The 20,518-nt window shown below is 47.3% G+C and carries 21 protein-coding genes and 1 riboswitch; of the genes, 19 read left to right on the plus strand and 2 right to left on the minus strand.

Going from position 1 to position 20,518, the window contains the following annotated elements:
* Positions 1-127: 127 nt before the first annotated feature.
* From ACFTRD_RS23315 to fni, 3 genes are all read left to right on the plus strand, one after another.
* The gene (locus ACFTRD_RS23315; protein ID WP_379384196.1) at positions 128-487 is read left to right on the plus strand and encodes a hypothetical protein; all 360 of its coding nucleotides are present in this window, start codon (positions 128-130) and stop codon (positions 485-487) included.
* A 72-nt stretch (positions 488-559) separates the two neighbouring features.
* Complete coding sequence (locus ACFTRD_RS23320; protein ID WP_379384197.1) at positions 560-718, plus strand: hypothetical protein; 159 nt, start codon at positions 560-562, stop codon at positions 716-718.
* Positions 719-986: 268 nt separating this feature from the next.
* Entirely contained in the window at positions 987-2,054 is a 1,068-nt protein-coding gene (gene fni, locus ACFTRD_RS23325; RefSeq protein WP_379384199.1) for a type 2 isopentenyl-diphosphate Delta-isomerase, read from the plus strand.
* Positions 2,055-2,737: 683 nt separating this feature from the next.
* On the opposite strand, the gene ACFTRD_RS23330 is transcribed toward fni, so the two are convergent.
* Complete coding sequence (locus tag ACFTRD_RS23330) at positions 2,738-2,974, minus strand: helix-turn-helix domain-containing protein (RefSeq protein WP_379384201.1); 237 nt, start codon at positions 2,972-2,974, stop codon at positions 2,738-2,740.
* Positions 2,975-3,221: 247 nt separating this feature from the next.
* Here ACFTRD_RS23330 and ACFTRD_RS23335 point away from each other — a divergent pair, with 247 nt between their 5' ends.
* The 3 genes from ACFTRD_RS23335 to ACFTRD_RS23345 all read left to right on the plus strand — a co-directional run bounded on the left by ACFTRD_RS23335 (position 3,222) and on the right by ACFTRD_RS23345 (position 5,567).
* The gene (locus ACFTRD_RS23335; RefSeq protein WP_379384203.1) at positions 3,222-3,578 is read left to right on the plus strand and encodes a hypothetical protein; all 357 of its coding nucleotides are present in this window, start codon (positions 3,222-3,224) and stop codon (positions 3,576-3,578) included.
* Positions 3,579-3,750: 172 nt separating this feature from the next.
* Positions 3,751-5,133 (plus strand): transcriptional regulator, encoded by a 1,383-nt coding sequence (locus tag ACFTRD_RS23340; RefSeq protein ID WP_379384205.1) that lies wholly within the window; start codon positions 3,751-3,753, stop codon positions 5,131-5,133.
* A 260-nt stretch (positions 5,134-5,393) separates the two neighbouring features.
* A complete protein-coding gene (locus ACFTRD_RS23345; RefSeq protein WP_379384207.1) occupies positions 5,394-5,567 on the plus strand; it encodes an aspartyl-phosphate phosphatase Spo0E family protein in 174 nt (57 codons plus the stop codon).
* Positions 5,568-5,646: 79 nt separating this feature from the next.
* Here the strand turns inward: ACFTRD_RS23345 and ACFTRD_RS23350 are convergent, their stop codons facing one another.
* Positions 5,647-6,078, minus strand: coding sequence for a hypothetical protein (locus ACFTRD_RS23350; RefSeq protein WP_379384209.1), 432 nt, complete (start codon positions 6,076-6,078; stop codon positions 5,647-5,649).
* 166 nt (positions 6,079-6,244) lie between these two features.
* Between ACFTRD_RS23350 and ACFTRD_RS23355 the strand changes: the two genes are divergently transcribed.
* The 13 genes from ACFTRD_RS23355 (at position 6,245) to upp (ending at position 20,486) form a co-directional block, all read left to right on the plus strand.
* Positions 6,245-6,715: a GNAT family N-acetyltransferase gene (locus ACFTRD_RS23355; RefSeq protein WP_379384211.1), complete on the plus strand. Its 471-nt coding sequence runs from the start codon at positions 6,245-6,247 to the stop codon at positions 6,713-6,715.
* A 191-nt stretch (positions 6,716-6,906) separates the two neighbouring features.
* Positions 6,907-8,007, plus strand: a complete 1,101-nt coding sequence (gene ychF, locus ACFTRD_RS23360; RefSeq protein WP_024632737.1) for a redox-regulated ATPase YchF — start codon at positions 6,907-6,909, stop codon at positions 8,005-8,007.
* 550 nt (positions 8,008-8,557) lie between these two features.
* Positions 8,558-9,625, plus strand: a complete 1,068-nt coding sequence (gene prfA / locus ACFTRD_RS23365; RefSeq protein WP_024632736.1) for a peptide chain release factor 1 — start codon at positions 8,558-8,560, stop codon at positions 9,623-9,625.
* Between the two features lie 24 nt (positions 9,626-9,649).
* Positions 9,650-10,534, plus strand: a complete 885-nt coding sequence (gene prmC, locus ACFTRD_RS23370) for a peptide chain release factor N(5)-glutamine methyltransferase (RefSeq protein WP_379384460.1) — start codon at positions 9,650-9,652, stop codon at positions 10,532-10,534.
* Positions 10,535-10,619: 85 nt separating this feature from the next.
* Positions 10,620-11,840 carry an FtsW/RodA/SpoVE family cell cycle protein gene (locus tag ACFTRD_RS23375; protein ID WP_379384214.1) on the plus strand — a complete coding sequence of 407 codons (1,221 nt, stop codon included), beginning with the start codon at positions 10,620-10,622 and terminating at the stop codon, positions 11,838-11,840.
* Positions 11,841-12,176: 336 nt separating this feature from the next.
* A complete protein-coding gene (locus ACFTRD_RS23380) occupies positions 12,177-13,397 on the plus strand; it encodes an FtsW/RodA/SpoVE family cell cycle protein (protein WP_379384216.1) in 1,221 nt (406 codons plus the stop codon).
* 322 nt (positions 13,398-13,719) lie between these two features.
* The gene (gene spoIIR / locus ACFTRD_RS23385; RefSeq protein ID WP_379384218.1) at positions 13,720-14,379 is read left to right on the plus strand and encodes a stage II sporulation protein R; all 660 of its coding nucleotides are present in this window, start codon (positions 13,720-13,722) and stop codon (positions 14,377-14,379) included.
* A 236-nt stretch (positions 14,380-14,615) separates the two neighbouring features.
* Positions 14,616-15,809, plus strand: coding sequence for an L-threonylcarbamoyladenylate synthase (locus ACFTRD_RS23390; RefSeq protein WP_379384220.1), 1,194 nt, complete (start codon positions 14,616-14,618; stop codon positions 15,807-15,809).
* Positions 15,810-15,982: 173 nt separating this feature from the next.
* Positions 15,983-16,543, plus strand: a complete 561-nt coding sequence (locus tag ACFTRD_RS23395) for a manganese efflux pump MntP (protein WP_192271297.1) — start codon at positions 15,983-15,985, stop codon at positions 16,541-16,543.
* A gap of 121 nt (positions 16,544-16,664) precedes the next feature.
* Positions 16,665-17,237, plus strand: coding sequence for a low molecular weight protein arginine phosphatase (locus tag ACFTRD_RS23400; RefSeq protein WP_379384222.1), 573 nt, complete (start codon positions 16,665-16,667; stop codon positions 17,235-17,237).
* Between the two features lie 89 nt (positions 17,238-17,326).
* A riboswitch (ZMP/ZTP riboswitch) is annotated at positions 17,327-17,408 on the plus strand.
* A 139-nt stretch (positions 17,409-17,547) separates the two neighbouring features.
* Positions 17,548-18,141, plus strand: a complete 594-nt coding sequence (locus tag ACFTRD_RS23405; protein WP_379384224.1) for a TIGR01440 family protein — start codon at positions 17,548-17,550, stop codon at positions 18,139-18,141.
* Positions 18,142-18,184: 43 nt separating this feature from the next.
* Positions 18,185-19,432 (plus strand): serine hydroxymethyltransferase, encoded by a 1,248-nt coding sequence (locus tag ACFTRD_RS23410; RefSeq protein ID WP_175381407.1) that lies wholly within the window; start codon positions 18,185-18,187, stop codon positions 19,430-19,432.
* Positions 19,433-19,856: 424 nt separating this feature from the next.
* On the plus strand, positions 19,857-20,486 hold the full coding sequence (gene upp / locus ACFTRD_RS23415; RefSeq protein WP_017691929.1) for a uracil phosphoribosyltransferase: 630 nt from the start codon (positions 19,857-19,859) through the stop codon (positions 20,484-20,486).
* Positions 20,487-20,518 lie beyond the last annotated feature (32 nt).

The raw sequence follows: 20,518 nt of genomic DNA on the forward strand, positions 1-20,518 counted from the left end.
GGGCTAATTGATTTGGCTTCACAATGTACGGATATGATTCGATGTTTTATCATGAGCCGGTGCCATTCTGGTCCGGGTTGGAGATGCATGGGAGCAGGGCAGGACTTCGGTTGCACAGGAGCATTTCATGACGCAGCTGATATCACAGCGCATCTATCAGTTTTTCCATCTGTTCCCGATCTATCCGCATCTGCTCAAAGTTCTGGCTATGTGTCCGGAAGGGGAGCATCATCAGGTGGGATTATTGTTGTTCTCCCTATTTATGCGTAAAAATGGTGCCGAAGTGCTCTATCTCGAAGCCAACACACCGGAAGAGGGATATTCCAATTATTCGGGAAAATGCCCGAAGATTCAGCGGATTGTCAATCGTGGATGGGACGTGAGTATTTGGCAGATCGGCCGGCGGGATTTGGGTATTGATTCCTATGTTTCTAAAGATAGTTCTTTAAATAAATGTATAGGTCAGTGTATACAGGACATCCTTTGACGCAAGAGCGCGAGGGGTGTTTTTTTGCATTTCATTTGTCCATATTTAAACAACTGGGTGAAGCAGACCTTCATGCGCCCCGGCAACAAAAGCAAGGATGTTAAAGGGCTATGGTACGTGGGCGGAATGACGCATCCGGGCGGTGGCACACCCATTGTGACGTTATCCGGACAGCTCGTTGGTGAACAGCTTGCATCGGAAATCGACGATAAGATGTGGGTGAGGATATAGTGGGAAATCTTATCCATGCTTATAAAATAAAGTCTGATAGCGTAGAGAGGTGTGCCCTGAATCTCAAGCCGAAATTCCGTTTGGGGCGCCCTTTCCATCACTAGTGTGGAACGGTATACTGGATAGAGTTGACCCAAGGATGTGCTTAAACCATGAATAACATAGTAGATCCAAATCATACAGTTTGTACGTTACATAGAGGCAAGGAATCTGAGATTGACAGGTTATTCTGTCCATCAGCACTATTCTCACATAAGGAGGTCTCATCATGAATGAACAAGAACGGGCCAGCGAACGGCTGCTTCCCGAGGTGGCCACGGGAGAACGGAAGCTGGAGCATGTGCGCCTCTGCCTTGAGGAGAATGTTGCAGGAGAAGGGGTAACCAGCGGGATGGAGCGGTATGCTTTTCGTCATAACCCGTTACCTGAATTGAATTTTAACGACGTGAGCCTGGAAACTTTTTTTATGGGTCAAAACGTGCGTACGCCGCTGCTCATCAGCTCGATGACAGGCGGAAGCAAGACAACAGGCGCCATTAACGAACGGCTGGCCCGTGTCGCGAATGCCCGAGGCTGGGCACTTGGTGTAGGATCGATTCGAGCCGCTGTAGAAAACCCGGAGCTGGCCAATACCTTCGATGTGCGGCGCTGGGCACCGGATATTCCGGTCATCGCGAACCTCGGGGCGGTGCAGCTGAACTACGGCTTCAACACGGCCGATTTCCAGCGGGCCGTTGAGATTGCTGGAGCGGACATGCTTGTGCTTCACCTGAACAGTTTGCAGGAGATTTTCCAGCCTGAGGGAAATACCGACTTTAGCGGGTTACTTCAACGGATCGAGAATTTGTGTCACCAGTTGGATGTGCCTGTTGGCGTGAAAGAAGTGGGCTTTGGCATGGACGGAGTGACGGCACAGCGATTGTATGAAGCAGGCGCAGCTTTTGTCGATGTGGCTGGAGCGGGTGGCACCAGTTGGGTACAGGTGGAGAAGTTCCGAAACAACAATCCGGTACGCCGGGCTGCAGCAGAGGCATTTGCCGATTGGGGCATTCCTACAGCGGAAAGTATTCAGGAAGTGAAAGCACTGAATCCGGATGGTGTCTTGATCGGCAGTGGTGGACTATATAACGGTGTGGATGCGGCCAAAGCGCTAGCGCTAGGTGCAGATCTGGCGGGGTTTGGCCGATCGTTGCTGGAGTCTGCGGTCGCTTCCGACGAGGCACTGGATCAGCGGCTGGAACAAGTTGAGTTTGAACTGCGTACCGTCATGTTCGGCATCGGCGCCGGACGGATCGAGGAGTTGCAAGGGACGCCACGTTTGGTCGAGCGGCGTTAGAGGGAGGGTTATAATGCAGGTGCGAACCCCAAGCTCACACGATTTCCCTGGGGGATTCGCACCACGAAGTTTGTCGAAAACATCGTTTTTATGACCTTTTGGCAACACCAATGTTCGATTTAGGGTGTTTTTTATCATAAATATAGATAAGATTTGATATAACTATTGGGAACACGTAATAATGTCTGAATTTTGCGACTTTATTACGTGTGTTTTCGCTGTCGCACTCCGTATGGAGTGCGTGGATTGAAATTTTGATTTTCCATCCGTTTTGCTCTGCTTTTTGTGGTCGCACTCCGTATGGAGTGCGTGGATTGAAATTTTTTCTTGTTCAGCAATATATTTAACAGATTCAGTCGCACTCCGTATGGAGTGCGTGGATTGAAATCTCTGCTGGAAGAAGGTAAGAAGATTGTGAGTTGGGTCGCACTCCGTATGGAGTGCGTGGATTGAAATACTTATGACTGTTCTTCCTCCCTCAAATTAAGTGGTCGCACTCCGTATGGATTGCAACTTATCAAATCCTTAAAGCGCCTTATCTATTTCGTGCTTGTTTTAACATAACCAGAAGTCAGTAGTAAGCCAAACAAACCGTCCAAAGTAAGCATGGACGGTTTGTTTGTGTTTCTCTTTGAAAGTGAGAAGGTGAAGGCTCCATGGACAATGCTTAGCCCAGTTGTTTTTTACCCCTTGTCGTCATCCGGTATGTACTCTATTACATCTGTAAGAGTGTAGTCATTTCCTGTCATTGCCCGCAGTGTGTTTACAATATTATTTAAGGTATCTAAATCAAGCCTTTTCGTTTTTCCTTCGCACAAATCATATATAAGGTTCGGTCTGACTTTTGCTTCCCTAGCCAGTGCATTTTTAGTGACGCCAGCTTCATCTAAAGTGTAGCCTAATCTTATTTTTATAGACATAGCTAATTCCACCTTTCACTTTAATCATAACCTAACGTTAAATTGTTTTGAATAATCACTTGACGATTATCAATAGACGTTATAAAATTCTGGTGATGTTATCATTAGACGTTAAACTATAAACGTTAAATTTTTCATAGTGACTTTAAATCAAATGATCAATAATATGTTGAATTCAACAATGGTTATTTCGTCATAAAGATTGTGAATATTGAGTTTTATTCTATATTGGGAGGGAAATAGTGTCATGAGAACCTCAAACTATTTTGAACTTGCTTCGATAGTACTTGGCCCCTTTGACCAAGATCGAGAGTTGTATATTTTCCAAGGATATGTCATGAATGAGCGCTATATCTTTTTTGTGGATGAAGGTACTTTATGGCTTCGGCATGTACAGAAGGTCGCACATATAGATCATTTTTATATTGATGGAGATACCGGAGGGTTAATCCTGGCTGAGCATATCACAGGAGATGCAAAAGAGATGTTGGAGTTAATTGTGGGTAGATTAAGTGGGATGGATGCTTTGACATTTCTTACGGATGTCTTATTGTGGACTCCAGACCGTGTCGATATGAACTTGAAGCTTGATCGCTTTCAATGATAAAGTCTCGCTATCCCCTCTGCGACCATACTTTACAGCAGTTGGGCAATGAAAATAAGTATTTTTATATTAAAAGTAAATTATTTACAAGTAAAATATTGATATTAACTTCAAAAATATAGTATTATTTTATTGACCATTGCTTAATTTTTCTTGGAAAGGTGGTGTACCTTTGAAATCAGTAGCCACAATACGTGATCATTTAGCAGACTATTTAAAAACTAACCATATGACACTCAATCAATTCTCTGAGATATCGGGAATTAACTCAGGAACGTTGAGTGGTACGCTGAACGGCCTGCGTCCCATAGGCATGCAGCAGCTGGATCGACTTACTGCCGGGATGGGTTTAACTGAGGGTTACTTCTATGAATTATACATAAATGAATGTTTTGTACATACAAGTCCGGATTGGCGAAGACTTGGGCCTTTTCTATACCGTTGTGCCGAACTCGGTAAGGTTGATTATATGGAAGAAGCTGTTAATCTAATTATGGATAATCTTTCCTATGCACCTCTTTTGTTTGAGTTGGCTGAGCAATTATACCGTGAAGGGAAGTGGGAAGCGGCCAAGCCCCTGTATCTTTGTGTAGCTGAGGGTGAGAAAATGCAACATTCTGAACGGTTGGCTCTAAGTCAGTATCGTTTGTTCACGATCGGACTTTCCAAGGATCAGATGAGCAATCTTACACTTGCTACGCAGTTTGAGTTTTTTGTAGAGCGGCTTGACGAGCCTTACCAGCTTGATGGATTGAACGATCTGATTAATGTGTATGCTTCATTGCGCCGATGGGACAAGTTATTGGAATTGGGTGAGAAACTGAAGGTAAAAGCAACTATTCATTATGAGATGAATGGCAACATCAAGCCGAGAGAGATTAAAAAAGAGATTATATTTTATGTGTTGTATTCCTATTTAGTGATGGGAAGTGCTTGGTTTTATCTTGAGGATTACAAGAGCGCCCTCAATTATGTCACACAGTACATTGACCATAGTTGGGTAGAATCCCCCAGTAAAGCTGAACAAATTGTGATGAAACAATTCCAGGAATGGGCTGAGGCGAATCGTTTTATGTATATGCTGAGAGATGGACAATTGCATGTACTACCCGAATATCTGGAGTATATTTCAAACAAAGAAAATGAAGTGTTCCCAGCTTTATGTGAGATTGTGGCTGCCGCTAATCAATTTCACTTGGATATTGATTATGTACTTTACCAATATGAATCATTTGTGCTTTATCAGGAACAGGGTAGCCGAATTGGAAAGATTAGCAGTCAACTTACTGGTGACCGTTACGTTCGTTTATTATTGGGATTAAGTGAGTATTATTTAAAGAAAAAAGATTATGAGAAAGGTTTCAAAGCGTTAATAGATGGTTTAATCTTTTCTCTTGAAATTAACAGCGGTTTATCTATGCTTAAATGTGTCGGAATATTTGAAAAATATCGAAGGTATGCGTCTAGTACAGTGACTTTGCAGTATCAAAATCTAATCGGTGAGGTGCAAAATCTCAATGAGAAAAAAATTAGTTTCGCTTATAGCGATTTGTAGTATTGTTATCGTGATGTCTGTTCCAGTAACGACTCAGTTAGATACTGGACAACAACAACCGGCTGTCCGAATGACAACGAACAGTCATGGACTTGGAAGCTAACAAACATTTCTAAAAAGACGTTCTATAAATATGAGCTGCTCCCTCAAGTAGAATGGTGAATTGCCTACTTTGAAGGGAGTTTTTTCGTGTTGGAGTTCGCCTAATTTCCTACTAATTAGCAGAACGGACTAAAATGTTACAACAGGGAGGGGTGAATATGGATTATGGTGAACTCAAGTTGCAGATCGAAGCTGCGAGACAAAAGCTTTATCAACTAAAGATGGACTATAATGGATATCTGCTTCATCCTCATGTTATAAAGCAATCTATGGTCCTGGATGATCTCATTAATCAATACAATCAAGTTAAAATAAAAAAGCCGATGGGTTAATCCAATCGACTTTGGGCGAGAAACTTTGGCGGGTGCTCGCCCCTATATTTTAACATAGTTCATGGAGCGAAGTACGCTATTACATACATTCTTCTTTTACAGTAATCTTTTCGTTGGTTACATTCACATAGGAGTTGCCAGACAAGTATTCGGTATAACCGCATACCGTTTCGGTATAGATTTTACCACGGCTGTCCGTGAACTCCAGATAGATGGATGCTTCACCGGAAAGTCGCAACTGCGGAGCGAACTTCATTTTTTCACCGCTGGCTACACCTTTCTTTAAGGTGTGTATAGTACCCTCATTGTTTGTATTGAACGAGTCAATGCTGCTGCTTACGCGTGCTGTAATATTAGAGAGATCATAATCGGACTGATTATGAATCGTGATCCTTAAATGTCTGAAGGGGTCCATCGCCTGATAACCCATAGAAATAACTAAACCAATGAAGAGAATCACTATGGATAGGATGATTATTTTCCTTTTTGAAAAGGGACGACGTGTATTCATAAGTGATCTGCTCCTTTCTTTCATATAGATATAAACAGAGTCAGGTAACTAAAAGTTGTACACGATTTGCCTTGAATTGCATCATGCAGACCATGGGATAACAAGATACAATACTATAGAGTGCAAGAAGATCATACATAGAACACTCGAACTAGGAGGGAAACCAATGGAACTGATCCCAATGAATCAAGAAGAATATGCAAGTTTCCGTATTCGCTCGATTAAAGATTTTGCAGAAGAGAAAGTGGAGGCGGGTACTTGGGCTGCGGAAGAGGCGCAGGGACTTGCGGAGGCATCCTACGACAAATACTTGCCTGAAGGGCTGAATACCCCGGGTGCTTACCTCTATAATTTGGTGCATGAAGTGGACGGGAATGTGGGTTATATCTGGTTTAATGTTACGGATAACCGCCGTGGCAAGGACGCGTTTTTGCTGGACATTGTGGTCGAAGAAGCCTATCGGGGCAAGGGATATGGTACAGAGACGATGGAGGCACTTGAGAGGGAAGCCTTGAGTCTGGGCGTGGATCGCATTGGTCTGCATGTGTTTGGACATAATGTGCGGGCAAGCAGCCTGTATCGCAAGATGGGGTATGAGGTAACCGATCTGACGATGTATAAGGAAATCAAAGGGTAAACCTAAAAACGGATAATCTAAGCCAGACGTATGATCTACGCAAAACGAATCACCCGCAGTAACCGGGGATTCGGGAAGCGGATGGTGCTCTGGTCGAATTGGCGAAGTTCCTTGATGCCTTGGGGTTTGTCATATATAATGTATAGGATTATCCATACCGAACAAGTAATCAATGAGGAGTTGTCATATACATGGCTTTGAAAGCAGGAATTGTAGGGCTTCCGAACGTCGGAAAATCTACGTTGTTTAACGCAATTACACAAGCTGGTGCCGAATCGGCAAACTATCCGTTCTGTACGATTGACCCTAACGTGGGGATCGTTGAAGTACCGGATGAGCGTTTGGACAAATTGACAGAACTCGTTGTACCGAAAAAAACGGTACCAACGGCGTTTGAATTTGTAGATATTGCAGGTCTTGTTCGTGGTGCGAGCAAAGGCGAAGGTCTTGGTAACAAGTTCCTTGCCCACATTCGTGAAGTAGACGCGATTGTACACGTGGTACGCTGCTTTGTAGACGAGAACATCACACACGTCGATGGCAAAATTGATCCGGTAAGCGACATCCAGACGATCAATCTGGAGCTGATCCTGGCCGATATCGAGAGTGTCGAGAAAAAAATCGATCGCTCCAAGAAAAACATGAAGGGCGGCAACAAATCAGCTGCTCAGGAAGTGGAAGTACTGGAGAAAGTGAAGGCTGTTCTGTACGAAGACAAGCCAGCACGCAGCATGGAGCTTACGGATGACGAGCGTCTGATCGTGCGCGATCTGCACCTGCTTACCCTGAAGCCTGTTCTGTACGCAGCCAATGTAGCTGAGGACGAAATCGGCGATGTGGCGAACAATGCTTACGTGCAAAAAGTAAGAGAATTCGCAGCTGCTGAAAATGCAGAAGTGGTGCCAATCAGTGCGAAAGTTGAAGAAGAAATTTCCGAGCTGGAAGGCGAAGATAAACAAATGTTCCTGGAAGAACTCGGTATCGAGGATTCCGGTCTGAACCTGTTGATCAAAGCCGCTTACAAATTGCTGGGTCTGTACACGTATTTCACAGCAGGCGTACAGGAAGTTCGTGCATGGACGATCCGCAAGGGTACGAAAGCACCAGGAGCAGCGGGTGTTATTCACACGGACTTTGAGCGCGGATTCATCCGGGCAGAAGTCGTTTCCTACGACGATCTGGTTGCAGCCGGTTCCATGAACGGTGCCAAAGAGCGTGGACAACTTCGCCTTGAAGGTAAAGAGTATGTTGTCAATGACGGCGATGTTATGCACTTCCGCTTCAACGTTTAATTCATATTCAATCTACAATCAGATATAACATTACCCAAAGCCCTGTTGTCTTCCCGTGAAGATCGCAGGGCTTTTTTATATTCTAATCCTGCTGCAGATCGTTACTTATGCTGGATTGTTTGCCATTGGTGGATATAATAAAAACCAAGGGAGGCGGAAATGAGACATTATAATGGGAAATCATTATGTTTCGCCTTAGTGATAAAAGTAATATGATTGTCTGCCCGGTGAACTATTGCTATCCAGAAGCATAAGAATATGCTATAATTAAGAGTCGTATACCTATGTTAAATTTCACGCTCGGCTTAATGAGTTGAAGCGGGTTTTCAACCGGGTACGCGATTTCTTTTATATAACTTAAAAGTAAAGGATTTGATGACGTTGTAGCGATGTTATACGTCGATCATAAAATGAATCTTTCAGTCAGGGATTTCTGTGAATTCCGTGCCTTGTGAAATATAAATGGTCTGATGATGCATGAAATGAATGCCTATCAGGATCGAATGAATGATGAATGCTTGAACGAAAATAATGCGTGAGGTGACTATATATGTTTGATAAATTACAGGCGTTAGCCGACCGTTACGAGAAACTCAGCGAATTGCTGTGTGACCCGGATGTAGCAAGTGACAACAAGAAGCTGCGGGAATATTCCAAAGAACAATCGGATCTCCAGCCTACCTATGAAGCGTACAATGAGTACAAACAGGTAAGCCAGGATCTCGAAGCTGCAAAAGAAATGCAGGGCGAGAAGCTGGACGACGAGATGCGTGAAATGGTCAAAATGGAAATCGATGAACTGAGCACTCGCCAGAAAGAACTGGACGATCTGATTCGTGTTCTCATGCTGCCAAAAGACCCGAATGATGATAAAAACGTCATCGTTGAAATTCGCGGAGCGGCTGGTGGAGATGAAGCGGCGCTGTTTGCAGCGGATTTGTACCGGATGTACACACGTTTTGCTGATACGCAAGGCTGGCGTGTGGAGCTGATGGACGTGAATACGAACGACTTGGGTGGCTTTAAAGAGGTTGTTTTCCTCATCAATGGACGCGGTGCATACAGCAAACTGAAATACGAAAGTGGTGCACACCGTGTGCAACGTATTCCTACAACCGAATCGGGCGGACGGATTCATACGTCTACTTCGACAGTAGCGGTTATGCCTGAAGCCGAAGATTTCGATATTGAAATTCACGATAAAGATATCCGTGTAGATACGTTCTGTTCCAGTGGAGCTGGTGGACAATCGGTTAATACGACGAAATCGGCTGTACGGGTAACTCACGTTCCAACAGGAATTGTGGCGACGTGTCAGGATGGTAAGTCCCAGAACTCGAATAAGGAAAAAGCATTGCAGGTTCTGCGTACGCGTATCTTCGATATGATGCGTCAGGAAGAAGAAGCAAAAATTTCGAGTGAGCGGAAGAGCAAAGTAGGTACAGGTGATCGCAGTGAGCGGATTCGTACCTATAACTTCCCACAGAGCCGTGTTACGGATCACCGGATCGGATTGACGATGCACAAGCTGGATCAAATTATGAATGGTGAGATTGCGGATATCGTGTCTGCACTGACGATTGCCGAGCAGACGGATATGATGGATAGAGGAGAATAATCTGTGACCCGCGCGCAGTTTGTCATGACGCCGGAACAGAGCTGTCGGGAAGCCTTCGTGGAGGCTTCCTCTTTTTTGGAGAAGTGCGGCGTGTACGAGCCGCACAACAATGCCCGGCTGCTGCTTGAACATGTACTCGGCCGCGAAGGGGCCGAGTATTACATGATGCAGCCGGAGCCCTTTCCCAGCGAGCTTCGCAGCCGCTGGGAAGACGCCGTCACGCGCAAGGCTGCGGGTGAGCCGGCGCAGTACATTATCGGCAGCCAGGAATTCTACGGGCTGCCGTTCGAGGTCACGCCGGCCGTGCTGATCCCGCGGCCGGAGACCGAGCTGCTGGTCGAGGCTGTGCTGCGCGAAGCCGACCGCGTGTTTCCCGGCGGCGCTCCGCTCGCCGTCGATATTGGCACGGGCAGCGGCGCCATCGCGGTGACGATGGCTTCGCAGCGCCCGCGCTGGCAGGTAGGCGCCGGGGATATCTCGGCGGCTGCCCTGCAAGTGGCCGCGCGGAACGCGGCCGCGAACGGGGTACAGATCGACTTCCGTGAAGGCGATCTATTGGCCCCGTTCGCCGGGGCACGGGTGGACATCCTGGTGTCCAACCCGCCTTACATCCCGGCGGCAGATATCGCCGGGCTGCAGCCCGAGGTGCGCGATCATGAGCCGCGCACGGCACTGGACGGCGGCCCGGATGGGCTCGGGCCATACCGCATCATGCTGGAGCAGCTTGCGCTGCTGCCTGCACCGCCGCAGGTCATCGGTTTTGAGCTGGGTCAGGGACAGGCCGGGGACATCGCGGCCCTGCTTGAATCGGCCGGATATTGGCCGGAAATTATCGTCGTGCCGGACCTTGCGGGCATTGAACGGCATGTACTGGGTGTTCGCACTTCGGAACAGGTGACGAAAATGTAAGGTTCCGCGGGTTTTCCTTTTGCCGTGAAATCCTCTACAATGAGATATACCGGAGATTGCTGAATGCTTGGAGGAACATAATTACATGCTGCATAAATTCAAAAAAATAGACTACTCGATTGTTTTTATATTGCTTATTCTGATGGTCATCAGTATCTTGTCAATCTATAGTACCACCTTTGGCAGACCAAAGCTGGAGGGACTCACGAAAAGTGCAGTGATGTATTATATTTTGGGCTTCGTGGTCTTTTTTGGGATCTCGATGATCAATTACAAATTCATTATCAAAAATTATTTGTATATCTATGGCGTGGGTATGCTGCTGCTCGTTTTCGTTATATTCTTTGGTAAAGAATATTATGGAGCGAAAGGTTGGCTATCCATATTCGGAGTCAGTTTGCAGCCTGCTGAATTGTTCAAGCTATGCCTGATTGTGTTTTTATCAGCCTTTTTGGCCCGAAAGAAGAATCGTCCGCTATATTTCGGACGTGATGTCATTCCAATCTCACTCTGTGTACTGCCGCCATTACTACTCGTATTACTTCAAAATGACTTGGGGAATGCGTTAAGTTATGTGGTCATTCTTGTGGGACTATTATGGATTGGTAATATTAAATTCACCCATGCTCTTATTGGTTTTATCATCGCTGTGGCTGCTTTTATCGGTGGTATACAGGCTTATATTCATTATCATGATGAGATTGTGAAATTTCTGAAGGATGTTGGGCGTTCGCACTGGGCGGATCGTTTCGATCCATGGCTCGTGCCGGAACTGACCTCAAGAGATGTCCTCTGGCAGACCTATAATGCGAAGCTTGCGATTGGTTCTGGCGGCATTACGGGCAAAGGATATTTGGAAGGAACAACGATTCAGTCGAATCGGGTGCCATTGGCATATGCCGACTCGATCTTTGTACAGATTGGGGAGGAATTTGGGTTTATAGGCGCCTCTGTGCTGCTGCTATTGTACTTCATTCTTATTCACAGGCTGGTGCTGATTGCGCTGGAATGTAAGGACAGGGCAGGGCCCTATCTGATTGTTGGTATTATAGCGATGCTGCTCTACCAGATCTTTGTCAACATCGGTCCGTTCATTGGTCTGATGCCATTGACAGGGATTACGTTGCCGTTTATCAGTTCGGGGGGTACCTCAATTATGATCAACATGGTCAGCATGGGGATTGTGATGAGTATCAAGGTTCACACGGAAGAGAACGAGGACATCCTTGGTTCCTCAGAACAACCAGGCATTACAGAGCTGGTCATGAAGCTGTTTAGACGCAATCCATCCCAGCAGGAGCAATAGCGTTTATTCAAGGAATAGAACTAGACGATTTGCCGAAGTATAGTGAAAAAAGTAACCCTGAGACCAAACAGATCAGAGCAAGAGGATCTGTTGGACTCAGGGTTTTTCGTTTTTTTAAATCGAATGGTCCATGAAATAAGTAGGGGTGTTTAACTGTTTTTCTAAGGGTTCTGAAGGGTCTCACGCCCCATTATGCTACTGGATGATAGGAATATTCCATACTGGTGGTTAGTGTACGTAATTTCCAATTTGTCTCCCAATTATATACAATGGTAATATTAAAGACTACTGGAAATGATTAATGGGTTAATAAGCCTCAGGGGGATATGTGAGAACATGCTGAGAATGCTGAAGAAGATGGACGGGGTTATTTTGTTTGTGTTGTTGTTGCTTATGGTCATGAGTGTATTTACGGTGTACAGTGCAATTCAGTCCGATCCGAATCTTGGAAATCATCATATCAAAACGTTATTGTTTTACGTGATTGGATTCGTGGCCATCATTGGTATTGGATTGGTCAATTATAAACTGTATATCCAATATGCGTTTTATATTTACGGAGTCGGGATCGTTCTGCTGATTCTTGTCAACTTTGTTGGCGGGCCTATCAATAATGCGAATGGCTGGATCAAGATTAATGAATATCTTTCTTTTCAACCGGCAGAGTTGTTCAAAATGATCCTGATTCTGTTTCTGGCGCATGTATTGGTCAAAAGAAAAAAATCTACGCTTCGTTTCTGGAAAGATATCGTGCCCATCGGATTATGGACGTTCGTACCCTTTGCGCTTGTGATGGCTCAGAATGACCTGGGCAATGCCCTCGGATACATCGTGATTCTGGTCGCTGTGTTATGGATAGGGAATATCAAGTGGTCTCATGCACTAATTGCTCTTACCATTGTGGGAGTAACCTTTTTTGGATTTGTCAAAGCATATACGTCGTATCATGATGAGATTTTTATTTTTCTGGAAAAGGCGAACCGGGAACACTGGGCTGAGCGAATTGATCCCTGGCTTGTCCCGGATAAAGCCACGTCGAAGGCTTCCTGGCATACGAAAAATGCGGCTCTCGCCATAGGCTCAGGAGGTATAACAGGCAAGGGCTACATGCAGGGTACATCCGTGCAATCCGGGCGGGTACCGTATACGTATTCAGATTCCATTTTTGTGGTCATTGCCGAGGAGTTTGGTTTTGTAGGTGGATCTGTTCTGCTCTTATTGTACTTTATCCTCATCCATCGTATGGTGTTAATCGCTCTACATTGCAGGGACCGGGCAGGGCCTGTCGTGATTGTAGGTATTATTGGCATGCTGTTATATCAAGTGTTTGAAAATATAGGGGCTTTCCTTGGGCTGATGCCGCTCACAGGCATTACGCTGCCGTTTATCAGCTATGGCGGTACCTCATTGCTCATTAATATGGCGTGTATCGGGCTGGTGATGAGTATTAAATTATATGGTCAGGAAGAAGAGGACGAACTTCTTATGGGAGAACAACGACCTAACTTGCTGGAACGCTTATGGAGTATGGTCAAAAAGGAAAAGACAACAGCGTAATCTTTAATCTTTGTAGGATAAATCTTTGTTATGAACATTCCATATTCTAATCAGACTATGTTGGAGTATGACAATAAGGGTAAGCTAGGATTTAGATTTTTCAAGGTAGTGCCAGCCGATAAGTGTTCCATAGGCAGGCACTTCTTTGATTTCTATCGGCCATGGGCAAGAGAAAGGTCTTAACGATTCAAGTCTATCCTTTCTGTTCGAATTTTAATAGATTTATCGTTCTACCAGGTTTACTTCCAACTCTTCCGGGCATACTGATAGACATGAGAGAGTTACAGGAATCATGATCACGGGAGCCGAGGGGGAGAACGGAATGAGCAGAAGAATCGTAAAACAAATTGGACTTATTATGGTATGTCTTATGATGGTCATTATGATGTGGGAAGGTCAGAAAACCGATGCAGCTGTGGCAGCCACAGCGATTCCGGAACAATCCATTCGCTTGCGTATTCTCGCAAACTCGGATGCAGCGGGGGATCAATTGGTCAAACGCGAGATTCGTGATGCAGTTGTTGCCCAGATGGATGAATGGGTAACTGAGCTGGAGAATCCGCAAAGTCTGGAAGAAGCGCGTGGGGTCATTCGTCAGCATTTATCGGAAATCGAGGATCGTGTGGGCGAAGAGCTTGCCAATCGTGGGTTAACCTATTCGTATCAGGTGGAACTCGGCGTTGTTCCGTTTCCTACCAAATTATATGGGGGTACCGTATATCCCGCTGGAGATTATGAAGCGGTGCGGATAACACTGGGTAAAGGCGAAGGGCAAAACTGGTGGTGTGTATTGTTTCCGCCATTATGTTTCATTGATGCAGGGACAGGTGATGCCCTAGCGAAGCCTGCAACAGCATCAGCAGTGGCTGCAGAGCCAGGAGATGCGCAAGCATCCGTGCAGGCAGCCACACCGGAGGCACGTTTCTTCCTGTGGGATATGGCAGTAAAGTTGTGGGATTGGGTAACGGGATTGTTTGCATAACATGTGGGTATGCGTAAAAATGATCAGGGGGACTTCGAATTAGGGGAGTACCCTTTTGCTATTATTATGAATACATGTTTTTCACCCATGAAGCTAAATGGTTGTGAATGGGGCGCATCCCCGGGTGGAGCAGATATGTTATAATTATAAGAATCAGCCATAAAAGATAAAAAGGCATCGCGGAAGCGGGATGTCTTGCGTTTACTACCCTACTGAAGTTTAGGAATGATGGATATATGAATAGAGAGAACGAACAATTGCATCAGTCTTCCATGAAAGGCGTGGGGATGGATAGAAGTACAGGGCAACTGGTTACACATATTTGGGATGTCAATGTACTTGTAGCCAATAAAAACTCGGATGATGTGGCAAAAGGCAGCGCCTACCAGCAGGCGCTCGCGGACCTGCAGGCTGCGGCAGCCTGTCTTCGTCAAGGTCAGACCGTGGCTTTCCCGACCGAGACGGTATATGGTCTGGGCGCAGATGCACGTAGTACAGCAGCGGTGGAAGCTGTATTTGCAGCGAAGGGACGTCCTTCGGACAATCCGCTGATTGTGCATATTGCCCATCGGGACCAGCTGGATTCCCTGGTCACGGAAGTGAACAGCACAGCGGAGGCGCTCATGGCGGCCTTCTGGCCGGGACCGCTTACGATTGTGCTGCCGGTTAGGCCGGGGGCGGTATCCCCGCGGGTTACCGCCGGGTTGGATACGGTGGCCGTGCGCATGCCGGACCATCCGGTGGCCTTGCAGTTGATCGCGGCGGCGGAATGCCCGGTCGCCGCACCGAGCGCGAACCGCTCCGGGCGGCCAAGCCCGACACTCGCCGCACATGTGCGCGAGGATCTGGCAGGCCGCATCGGCGGCATCGTGGACGGCGGCCCCACCGGGGTGGGCGTCGAGTCCACGGTGGTGCAGGTCGGTGACGACGGTACCGTCACCATCCTGCGCCCTGGCGGCATTACGGCGGAGCAGCTGTCCGCCGTTGCCGCTCGTGTCGCCACGGACCCGGCGCTGCTCGCCGATGGGCCCGGTGGCGATGACAGCCCGGCGCCGCGCTCGCCGGGCATGAAGTACACGCACTATGCGCCCACAGGCGCGCTGTGCGTGGTGGAGGGGCCGCCCGCAGCGGTGGCGGCCTGGATCAGCGCCGCCCTCGCGGAGGCGGCGCAGCGCGGGGAGCGCACCGCGGTGCTGGCGTTCGCCGAGCACGCGGAGCAGTACCGCGCCGATGCCGTGTTCTCGCTGGGCGAAGCCAGCGAGCTGGAGGAAGCAGCGCGCCGGCTGTACGCCGCGCTGCGCAGCTGCGATGAGCAGGGCGCCACATATATTGTGGCTGAGGCCTGCTCGCGCGAAGGGCTGGGAGCAGCCGTCATGAACCGGCTGCTCAAGGCGGCGGGTCACCGACTCATACAGGTCGGTAACGGATAGCTCCCCTTTTTCTATAATATCGCTAAGAATATTTCCTTCTGCATCCGTCCTCTAGCCACGACTAGTCATTCATTCGTTGAATGCCAGTCATGCCAAAAGACTTCTCCGGTCATGTTTATGTCCTTGTCCGCATATGGTGTACAAGAACCTTTACGTGACTTGGGGGTATGGGGATGTGGGATGTATCTGCCCATGTTGGGCAGTTAGTAACCATTTTGATAATGGCCGTCGCTCTCGGACTGGATGCTTTCTCACTCGGAATCGGGATTGGCATGAAAGGTATCCGTCTGCGAGACATATTGCGGATCAGTACCGTAACGGCCCTGTTTCACATCATCATGCCGCTCATCGGCATGTATACGGGCAAATACGTCAGTTCTTTGCTGGGTGACATCACCACGTATGCAGCTGGCGGTCTGTTGGTGCTGCTTGGTGCCCATATGATTCTGAATGCTTTTCGTGAGGGAGATACCAAGCTGGTGGATCATCGATCTCTGCTCGGTGTGATTTTGTTCTCGCTCAGTGTCAGTGTTGATTCATTTTCCGTTGGTGTCTCGCTCGGCATGTTCAGCAGTGATTTGGTGTTAACCGTGCTGGCTTTCGGTGTATGCGGCGGAGTGATGTCTGTTATGGGTCTGCTGTTGGGACGGCGTGTGAGCCAAAATATGGGGGACTACGGGGAAGCAGTCGGCGGCGCGATCTTGCTTGCTTTTGGACTTTTGTTTATATTTTAGAATACAACGTTAATGACGACTACAGCCAAGTACAGTCTTCAATATAGAGTTATAGGTTTACTTGATTAGATGGGTTTAGAACATGATTCGACAATATTTGCAAAATGGGGAGGCTAACACAATGAAACATATTTTGTTTGTATGTACAGGAAATACATGCCGCAGCCCCATGGCAGAGGGGCTTATGCGTAAACTGGCGTCTGAGAGGGGCATTCAAGTGGATGTTCGTTCTGCAGGCGTAGCCGCAACAACGGGCATGCCAATTTCTCACCACGCGGAGGCCGTATTGAGGGATCATAACGTTGAGGGGCCACCCCATTCGACGATGCTTAGTCCGAACCTGGTCGGCTGGGCGGACCTTATTCTAACGTTAACACGGAGCCATAAACAGCATGTTATGCAGGTTTTTCCCGACGCGGTGCACAAGACGTACACTTTGAAAGAATATGTGGAGAATGATGAGAACGTCCTGAATGATCTTCAGGAACTGGACAGCCTGTTTGCCACACTGGAGATGAAACGTGCACTCGGTCAGGAGATCCTGGCGTCTGAACGTGAGCGGGCGATTGAGATCAGGCAGCGCATTCCGAGCTTTGATATTTCGGACCCGTTTGGCGGCAGTCGCGATGATTACAATGTAGCCGCGGCAGAGATTCGGACCGCGCTCGACAGACTTTTGGACAAGTTAGATTAATTCGAGTCATTTTTTATAAAAAACGGACACGGGATGTAAATTACCCGTTGATTTTAGACGCAGGTTGTTTTATGATGAAGGGGAAAACAGGGATCCGGTGTAACTGGCGACGAAGTGGGCATAACCACGATGGAGCACCGGAACAAACGGCCGGTCGCCTGGGCAAAAGAGCAATTCTGCGATACCCGCAGACTGCTCTTTTTTTCGTCTTTCATCTGAATATTCGCTATAATAGTACCTGAAATGCCGTGCAAGAATACGAAGGACAGCTAAGAGGAAGTCGGGCATGATTTTATCGGGAGGCGATAGGATGACTATTGAGTTGGATTCGGAACAACCCGGATTACGTGAACAGACCGCATCCATTCTGCGTGAATTGGCGCTTGCCGGACAGCTTGGACATGGACAGATCGTTGTGATCGGTACCAGTACAAGTGAAGTCGCAGGCAAACGGATTGGTACAAGCGGTGCGATCGAAGTGGCGCAGCAGCTTCTTGCAGGTATATCCGAGGTGCAGCAGGAGTTCGGTTTTGATGTTGTATTCCAATGCTGTGAGCACCTGAACCGTGCTCTGGTGATGGAGCGTTCCTTGCTTACACGTCTTGGATTGACTGAGGTAGGTGCTGTTCCTGTGCCAAAAGCAGGTGGCTCCATGGCATCCGCAGCGTATCGCTCACTGACTGATCCATGTCTGGCTGAACATGTGCAGGCCCATGCGGGACTGGATATCGGGGAAACCATGATTGGCATGCATCTGCGGCATGTGGCGGTGCCTTTCCGAACAGCGCTCCGCTACATCGGGGATGCCCGTGTAACTACAGCATTGACTCGTCCCAAGTTGATTGGCGGCGAACGCGCAGTGTATCGTATGGAAGAGCAACCAGATTCGACATTTTGTGACTAAGTTTATTCAACCATTTCACTTATAAACTGGGAGGAATTTAATCATGGAACAATTGCGCAAGAATGACCCGGCAGTACTGGAAGCGATGAATCTTGAACTGAAACGTCAACAAAACAACATCGAGCTGATCGCATCCGAGAATATCGTAAGCGAAGCGGTAATCGAAGCAATGGGATCTGTACTGACGAACAAGTACGCTGAAGGATATCCAGGCAAACGTTATTACGGCGGTTGTGAACATGTCGATATCGTTGAAGATATCGCACGTGATCGTGCCAAAGAATTGTTTGGAGCTGAACATGTCAATGTTCAACCTCACTCCGGTGCTCAAGCGAACATGGCAGTATACCTTGCGGCTTTGAAACCTGGTGATACTGTGCTGGGTATGAACCTTGCGCATGGTGGACACCTCACTCATGGTAGCCCGGTTAACGCTTCCGGCTTGCTGTACAATTTCGTGGCTTATGGTGTACAAGAAGATACGTTCCTGATTGATTACGATGAAGTGCGCAAAGCAGCATTCAAACATCGTCCTCGCATGATCGTTGCAGGTGCAAGTGCATATCCGCGTACCATTGATTTTGAAAAGCTTGCTTCCATCGCCAATGATGTAGGTGCTTTGTTTATGGTGGATATGGCTCACATTGCAGGACTGGTGGCTGCCGGATTGCATCCAAGCCCGGTTCCACATGCGCATTTTGTAACAACAACAACACACAAAACGCTGCGTGGACCTCGTGGTGGTATGATTTTGTGCCGCAAAGCATGGGCAGCAGCCATTGATAAAGCCGTATTCCCGGGTTCCCAAGGTGGACCTCTGATGCACGTGATTGCTTCCAAAGCGGTAGCATTCGGTGAAGCGTTGCAGCCATCATTCAAAACATATGCACAAAATGTCGTGAAAAATGCACAGGTTCTGGCTGAAACGCTGATTGCTGAAGGTTTGAACATCGTATCCGGCGGTACAGACAACCACTTGATGCTGATCGACACTCGCAGCGTAAACATCACAGGTAAGGAAGCCGAGCATGTACTCGATTCCATCGGCATTACCGTGAACAAAAATGCAATTCCGTTCGATCCAACCAGCCCGTTTGTAACGAGTGGTATCCGGATCGGTACACCTGCGGCCACTTCCCGCGGTATGAACGAAGAAGCAATGGTAGCGATTGGTAAGATCATTGCCAAAACATTGAAAAACCCTAAAGATGCAGCGAAATTGGATGAAGCTCGTGCGGAAGTGACGGCACTGACAGATCAATTCCCTCTGTACACCGACCTTAAATACTAAAAAACTTGCTCATGCTGTTTGTATTTGAGATGTTCTTAATGTAAACATGCAGACGGAGCAAACAGAATGAAGACGTAGAAGCGTAGCGTTCGCCTTTATTCCCGGATTTCCCCCTTAATAAGGGGGTTCAAAAAAATCCGGGGATAACAGCGATCGAAGGGTCATTCTGTTTGCGGAGCATCATCGTGTTTACATGCATTTCATCATCTCAACGACATAACAGCAGGAGCAAAAAGGACCGGAAGACTCATTTTTCCGGTCCTATTTTTATAGGATTCGGTTTTCTGTAATGATTAGGTGCCCTTTGATAGTGTAATTCGGTGTAGGTGATGATATAATATACAGGATTTATCGGGCCTATGAATGGTGATTAGGCATATTTGGAAATGCTGAACATGAAGAACTTACCGGAGGGACAAATTAGATGGGAAAATTAGTAATATGTGATCACCCTTTGATTCAACACAAACTGACGTTTATACGCGACATGCGTACGAATACGAAAGATTTTCGTGAATTGGTGGATGAAGTGGCAACGCTGATGGCTTATGAGATTACAAGAGATGTTGAGCTGGAGACTATCGATGTACAGACACCTGTAGCAGCCACACAGGGCAAAGTCATCTCTGGACGTATGCTCGGACTGGTACCGATTCTGCGTGCAGGACTCGGCATGCTGGATGGTGTTGTGAAATTGCTGCCAGCTGCAAAAGTTGGACATGTGGGTCTGTTCCGTGACCCGGAAACCCTGCAACCGGTAGAATACTACACCAAACTGCCTACAGACGTGACAGAGCGCCAATTGATTGTAATTGACCCGATGCTGGCAACTGGCGGTTCTGCCATTGCAGCTATTGACGTGTTGAAAAAACGCGGATGCACCCAGATCAAAATGATGAACCTTGTTGCAGCTCCTGAAGGGGTAAAAGCAGTTCAGGATGCACATCCGGATGTAGACATCTACGTGGCTGCGCTGGACGATCGTCTCGATGATCATGGTTATATCGTTCCCGGACTGGGAGATGCAGGAGACCGTCTGTACGGCACAAAATAAGCATATTGCATGCTGAATAGAAAAGGGGCTTT

The organism is Paenibacillus sp. NPDC056933, assembly GCF_042674385.1.
GTDB lineage: Bacteria > Bacillota > Bacilli > Paenibacillales > Paenibacillaceae > Paenibacillus.

Excerpts from the sequence above, each read along its gene's own strand:
- ACFTRD_RS23380 (WP_379384216.1), top strand. The coding sequence starts at position 12,177 with ATGCTGAGAATGCTGAAGAAGATGGACGGGGTTATTTTGTTTGTGTTG.
- ACFTRD_RS23345 (WP_379384207.1), top strand. The coding sequence starts at position 5,394 with ATGGATTATGGTGAACTCAAGTTGCAGATCGAAGCTGCGAGACAAAAG.
- ACFTRD_RS23405 (WP_379384224.1), top strand. The coding sequence starts at position 17,548 with ATGACTATTGAGTTGGATTCGGAACAACCCGGATTACGTGAACAGACC.
- ACFTRD_RS23315 (WP_379384196.1), top strand. The coding sequence starts at position 128 with ATGACGCAGCTGATATCACAGCGCATCTATCAGTTTTTCCATCTGTTC.
- ACFTRD_RS23395 (WP_192271297.1), top strand. The coding sequence starts at position 15,983 with ATGTGGGATGTATCTGCCCATGTTGGGCAGTTAGTAACCATTTTGATA.
- upp (WP_017691929.1), top strand. The coding sequence starts at position 19,857 with ATGGGAAAATTAGTAATATGTGATCACCCTTTGATTCAACACAAACTG.
- ACFTRD_RS23350 (WP_379384209.1), bottom strand. The coding sequence starts at position 6,078 with ATGAATACACGTCGTCCCTTTTCAAAAAGGAAAATAATCATCCTATCC.
- ACFTRD_RS23390 (WP_379384220.1), top strand. The coding sequence starts at position 14,616 with ATGAATAGAGAGAACGAACAATTGCATCAGTCTTCCATGAAAGGCGTG.
- ACFTRD_RS23335 (WP_379384203.1), top strand. The coding sequence starts at position 3,222 with ATGAGAACCTCAAACTATTTTGAACTTGCTTCGATAGTACTTGGCCCC.
- prmC (WP_379384460.1), top strand. The coding sequence starts at position 9,650 with ATGACGCCGGAACAGAGCTGTCGGGAAGCCTTCGTGGAGGCTTCCTCT.
- ychF (WP_024632737.1), top strand. The coding sequence starts at position 6,907 with ATGGCTTTGAAAGCAGGAATTGTAGGGCTTCCGAACGTCGGAAAATCT.
- ACFTRD_RS23355 (WP_379384211.1), top strand. The coding sequence starts at position 6,245 with ATGGAACTGATCCCAATGAATCAAGAAGAATATGCAAGTTTCCGTATT.
- prfA (WP_024632736.1), top strand. The coding sequence starts at position 8,558 with ATGTTTGATAAATTACAGGCGTTAGCCGACCGTTACGAGAAACTCAGC.
- ACFTRD_RS23330 (WP_379384201.1), bottom strand. The coding sequence starts at position 2,974 with ATGTCTATAAAAATAAGATTAGGCTACACTTTAGATGAAGCTGGCGTC.
- fni (WP_379384199.1), top strand. The coding sequence starts at position 987 with ATGAATGAACAAGAACGGGCCAGCGAACGGCTGCTTCCCGAGGTGGCC.
- ACFTRD_RS23320 (WP_379384197.1), top strand. The coding sequence starts at position 560 with ATGCGCCCCGGCAACAAAAGCAAGGATGTTAAAGGGCTATGGTACGTG.
- ACFTRD_RS23375 (WP_379384214.1), top strand. The coding sequence starts at position 10,620 with ATGCTGCATAAATTCAAAAAAATAGACTACTCGATTGTTTTTATATTG.
- ACFTRD_RS23410 (WP_175381407.1), top strand. The coding sequence starts at position 18,185 with ATGGAACAATTGCGCAAGAATGACCCGGCAGTACTGGAAGCGATGAAT.
- spoIIR (WP_379384218.1), top strand. The coding sequence starts at position 13,720 with ATGAGCAGAAGAATCGTAAAACAAATTGGACTTATTATGGTATGTCTT.
- ACFTRD_RS23400 (WP_379384222.1), top strand. The coding sequence starts at position 16,665 with ATGAAACATATTTTGTTTGTATGTACAGGAAATACATGCCGCAGCCCC.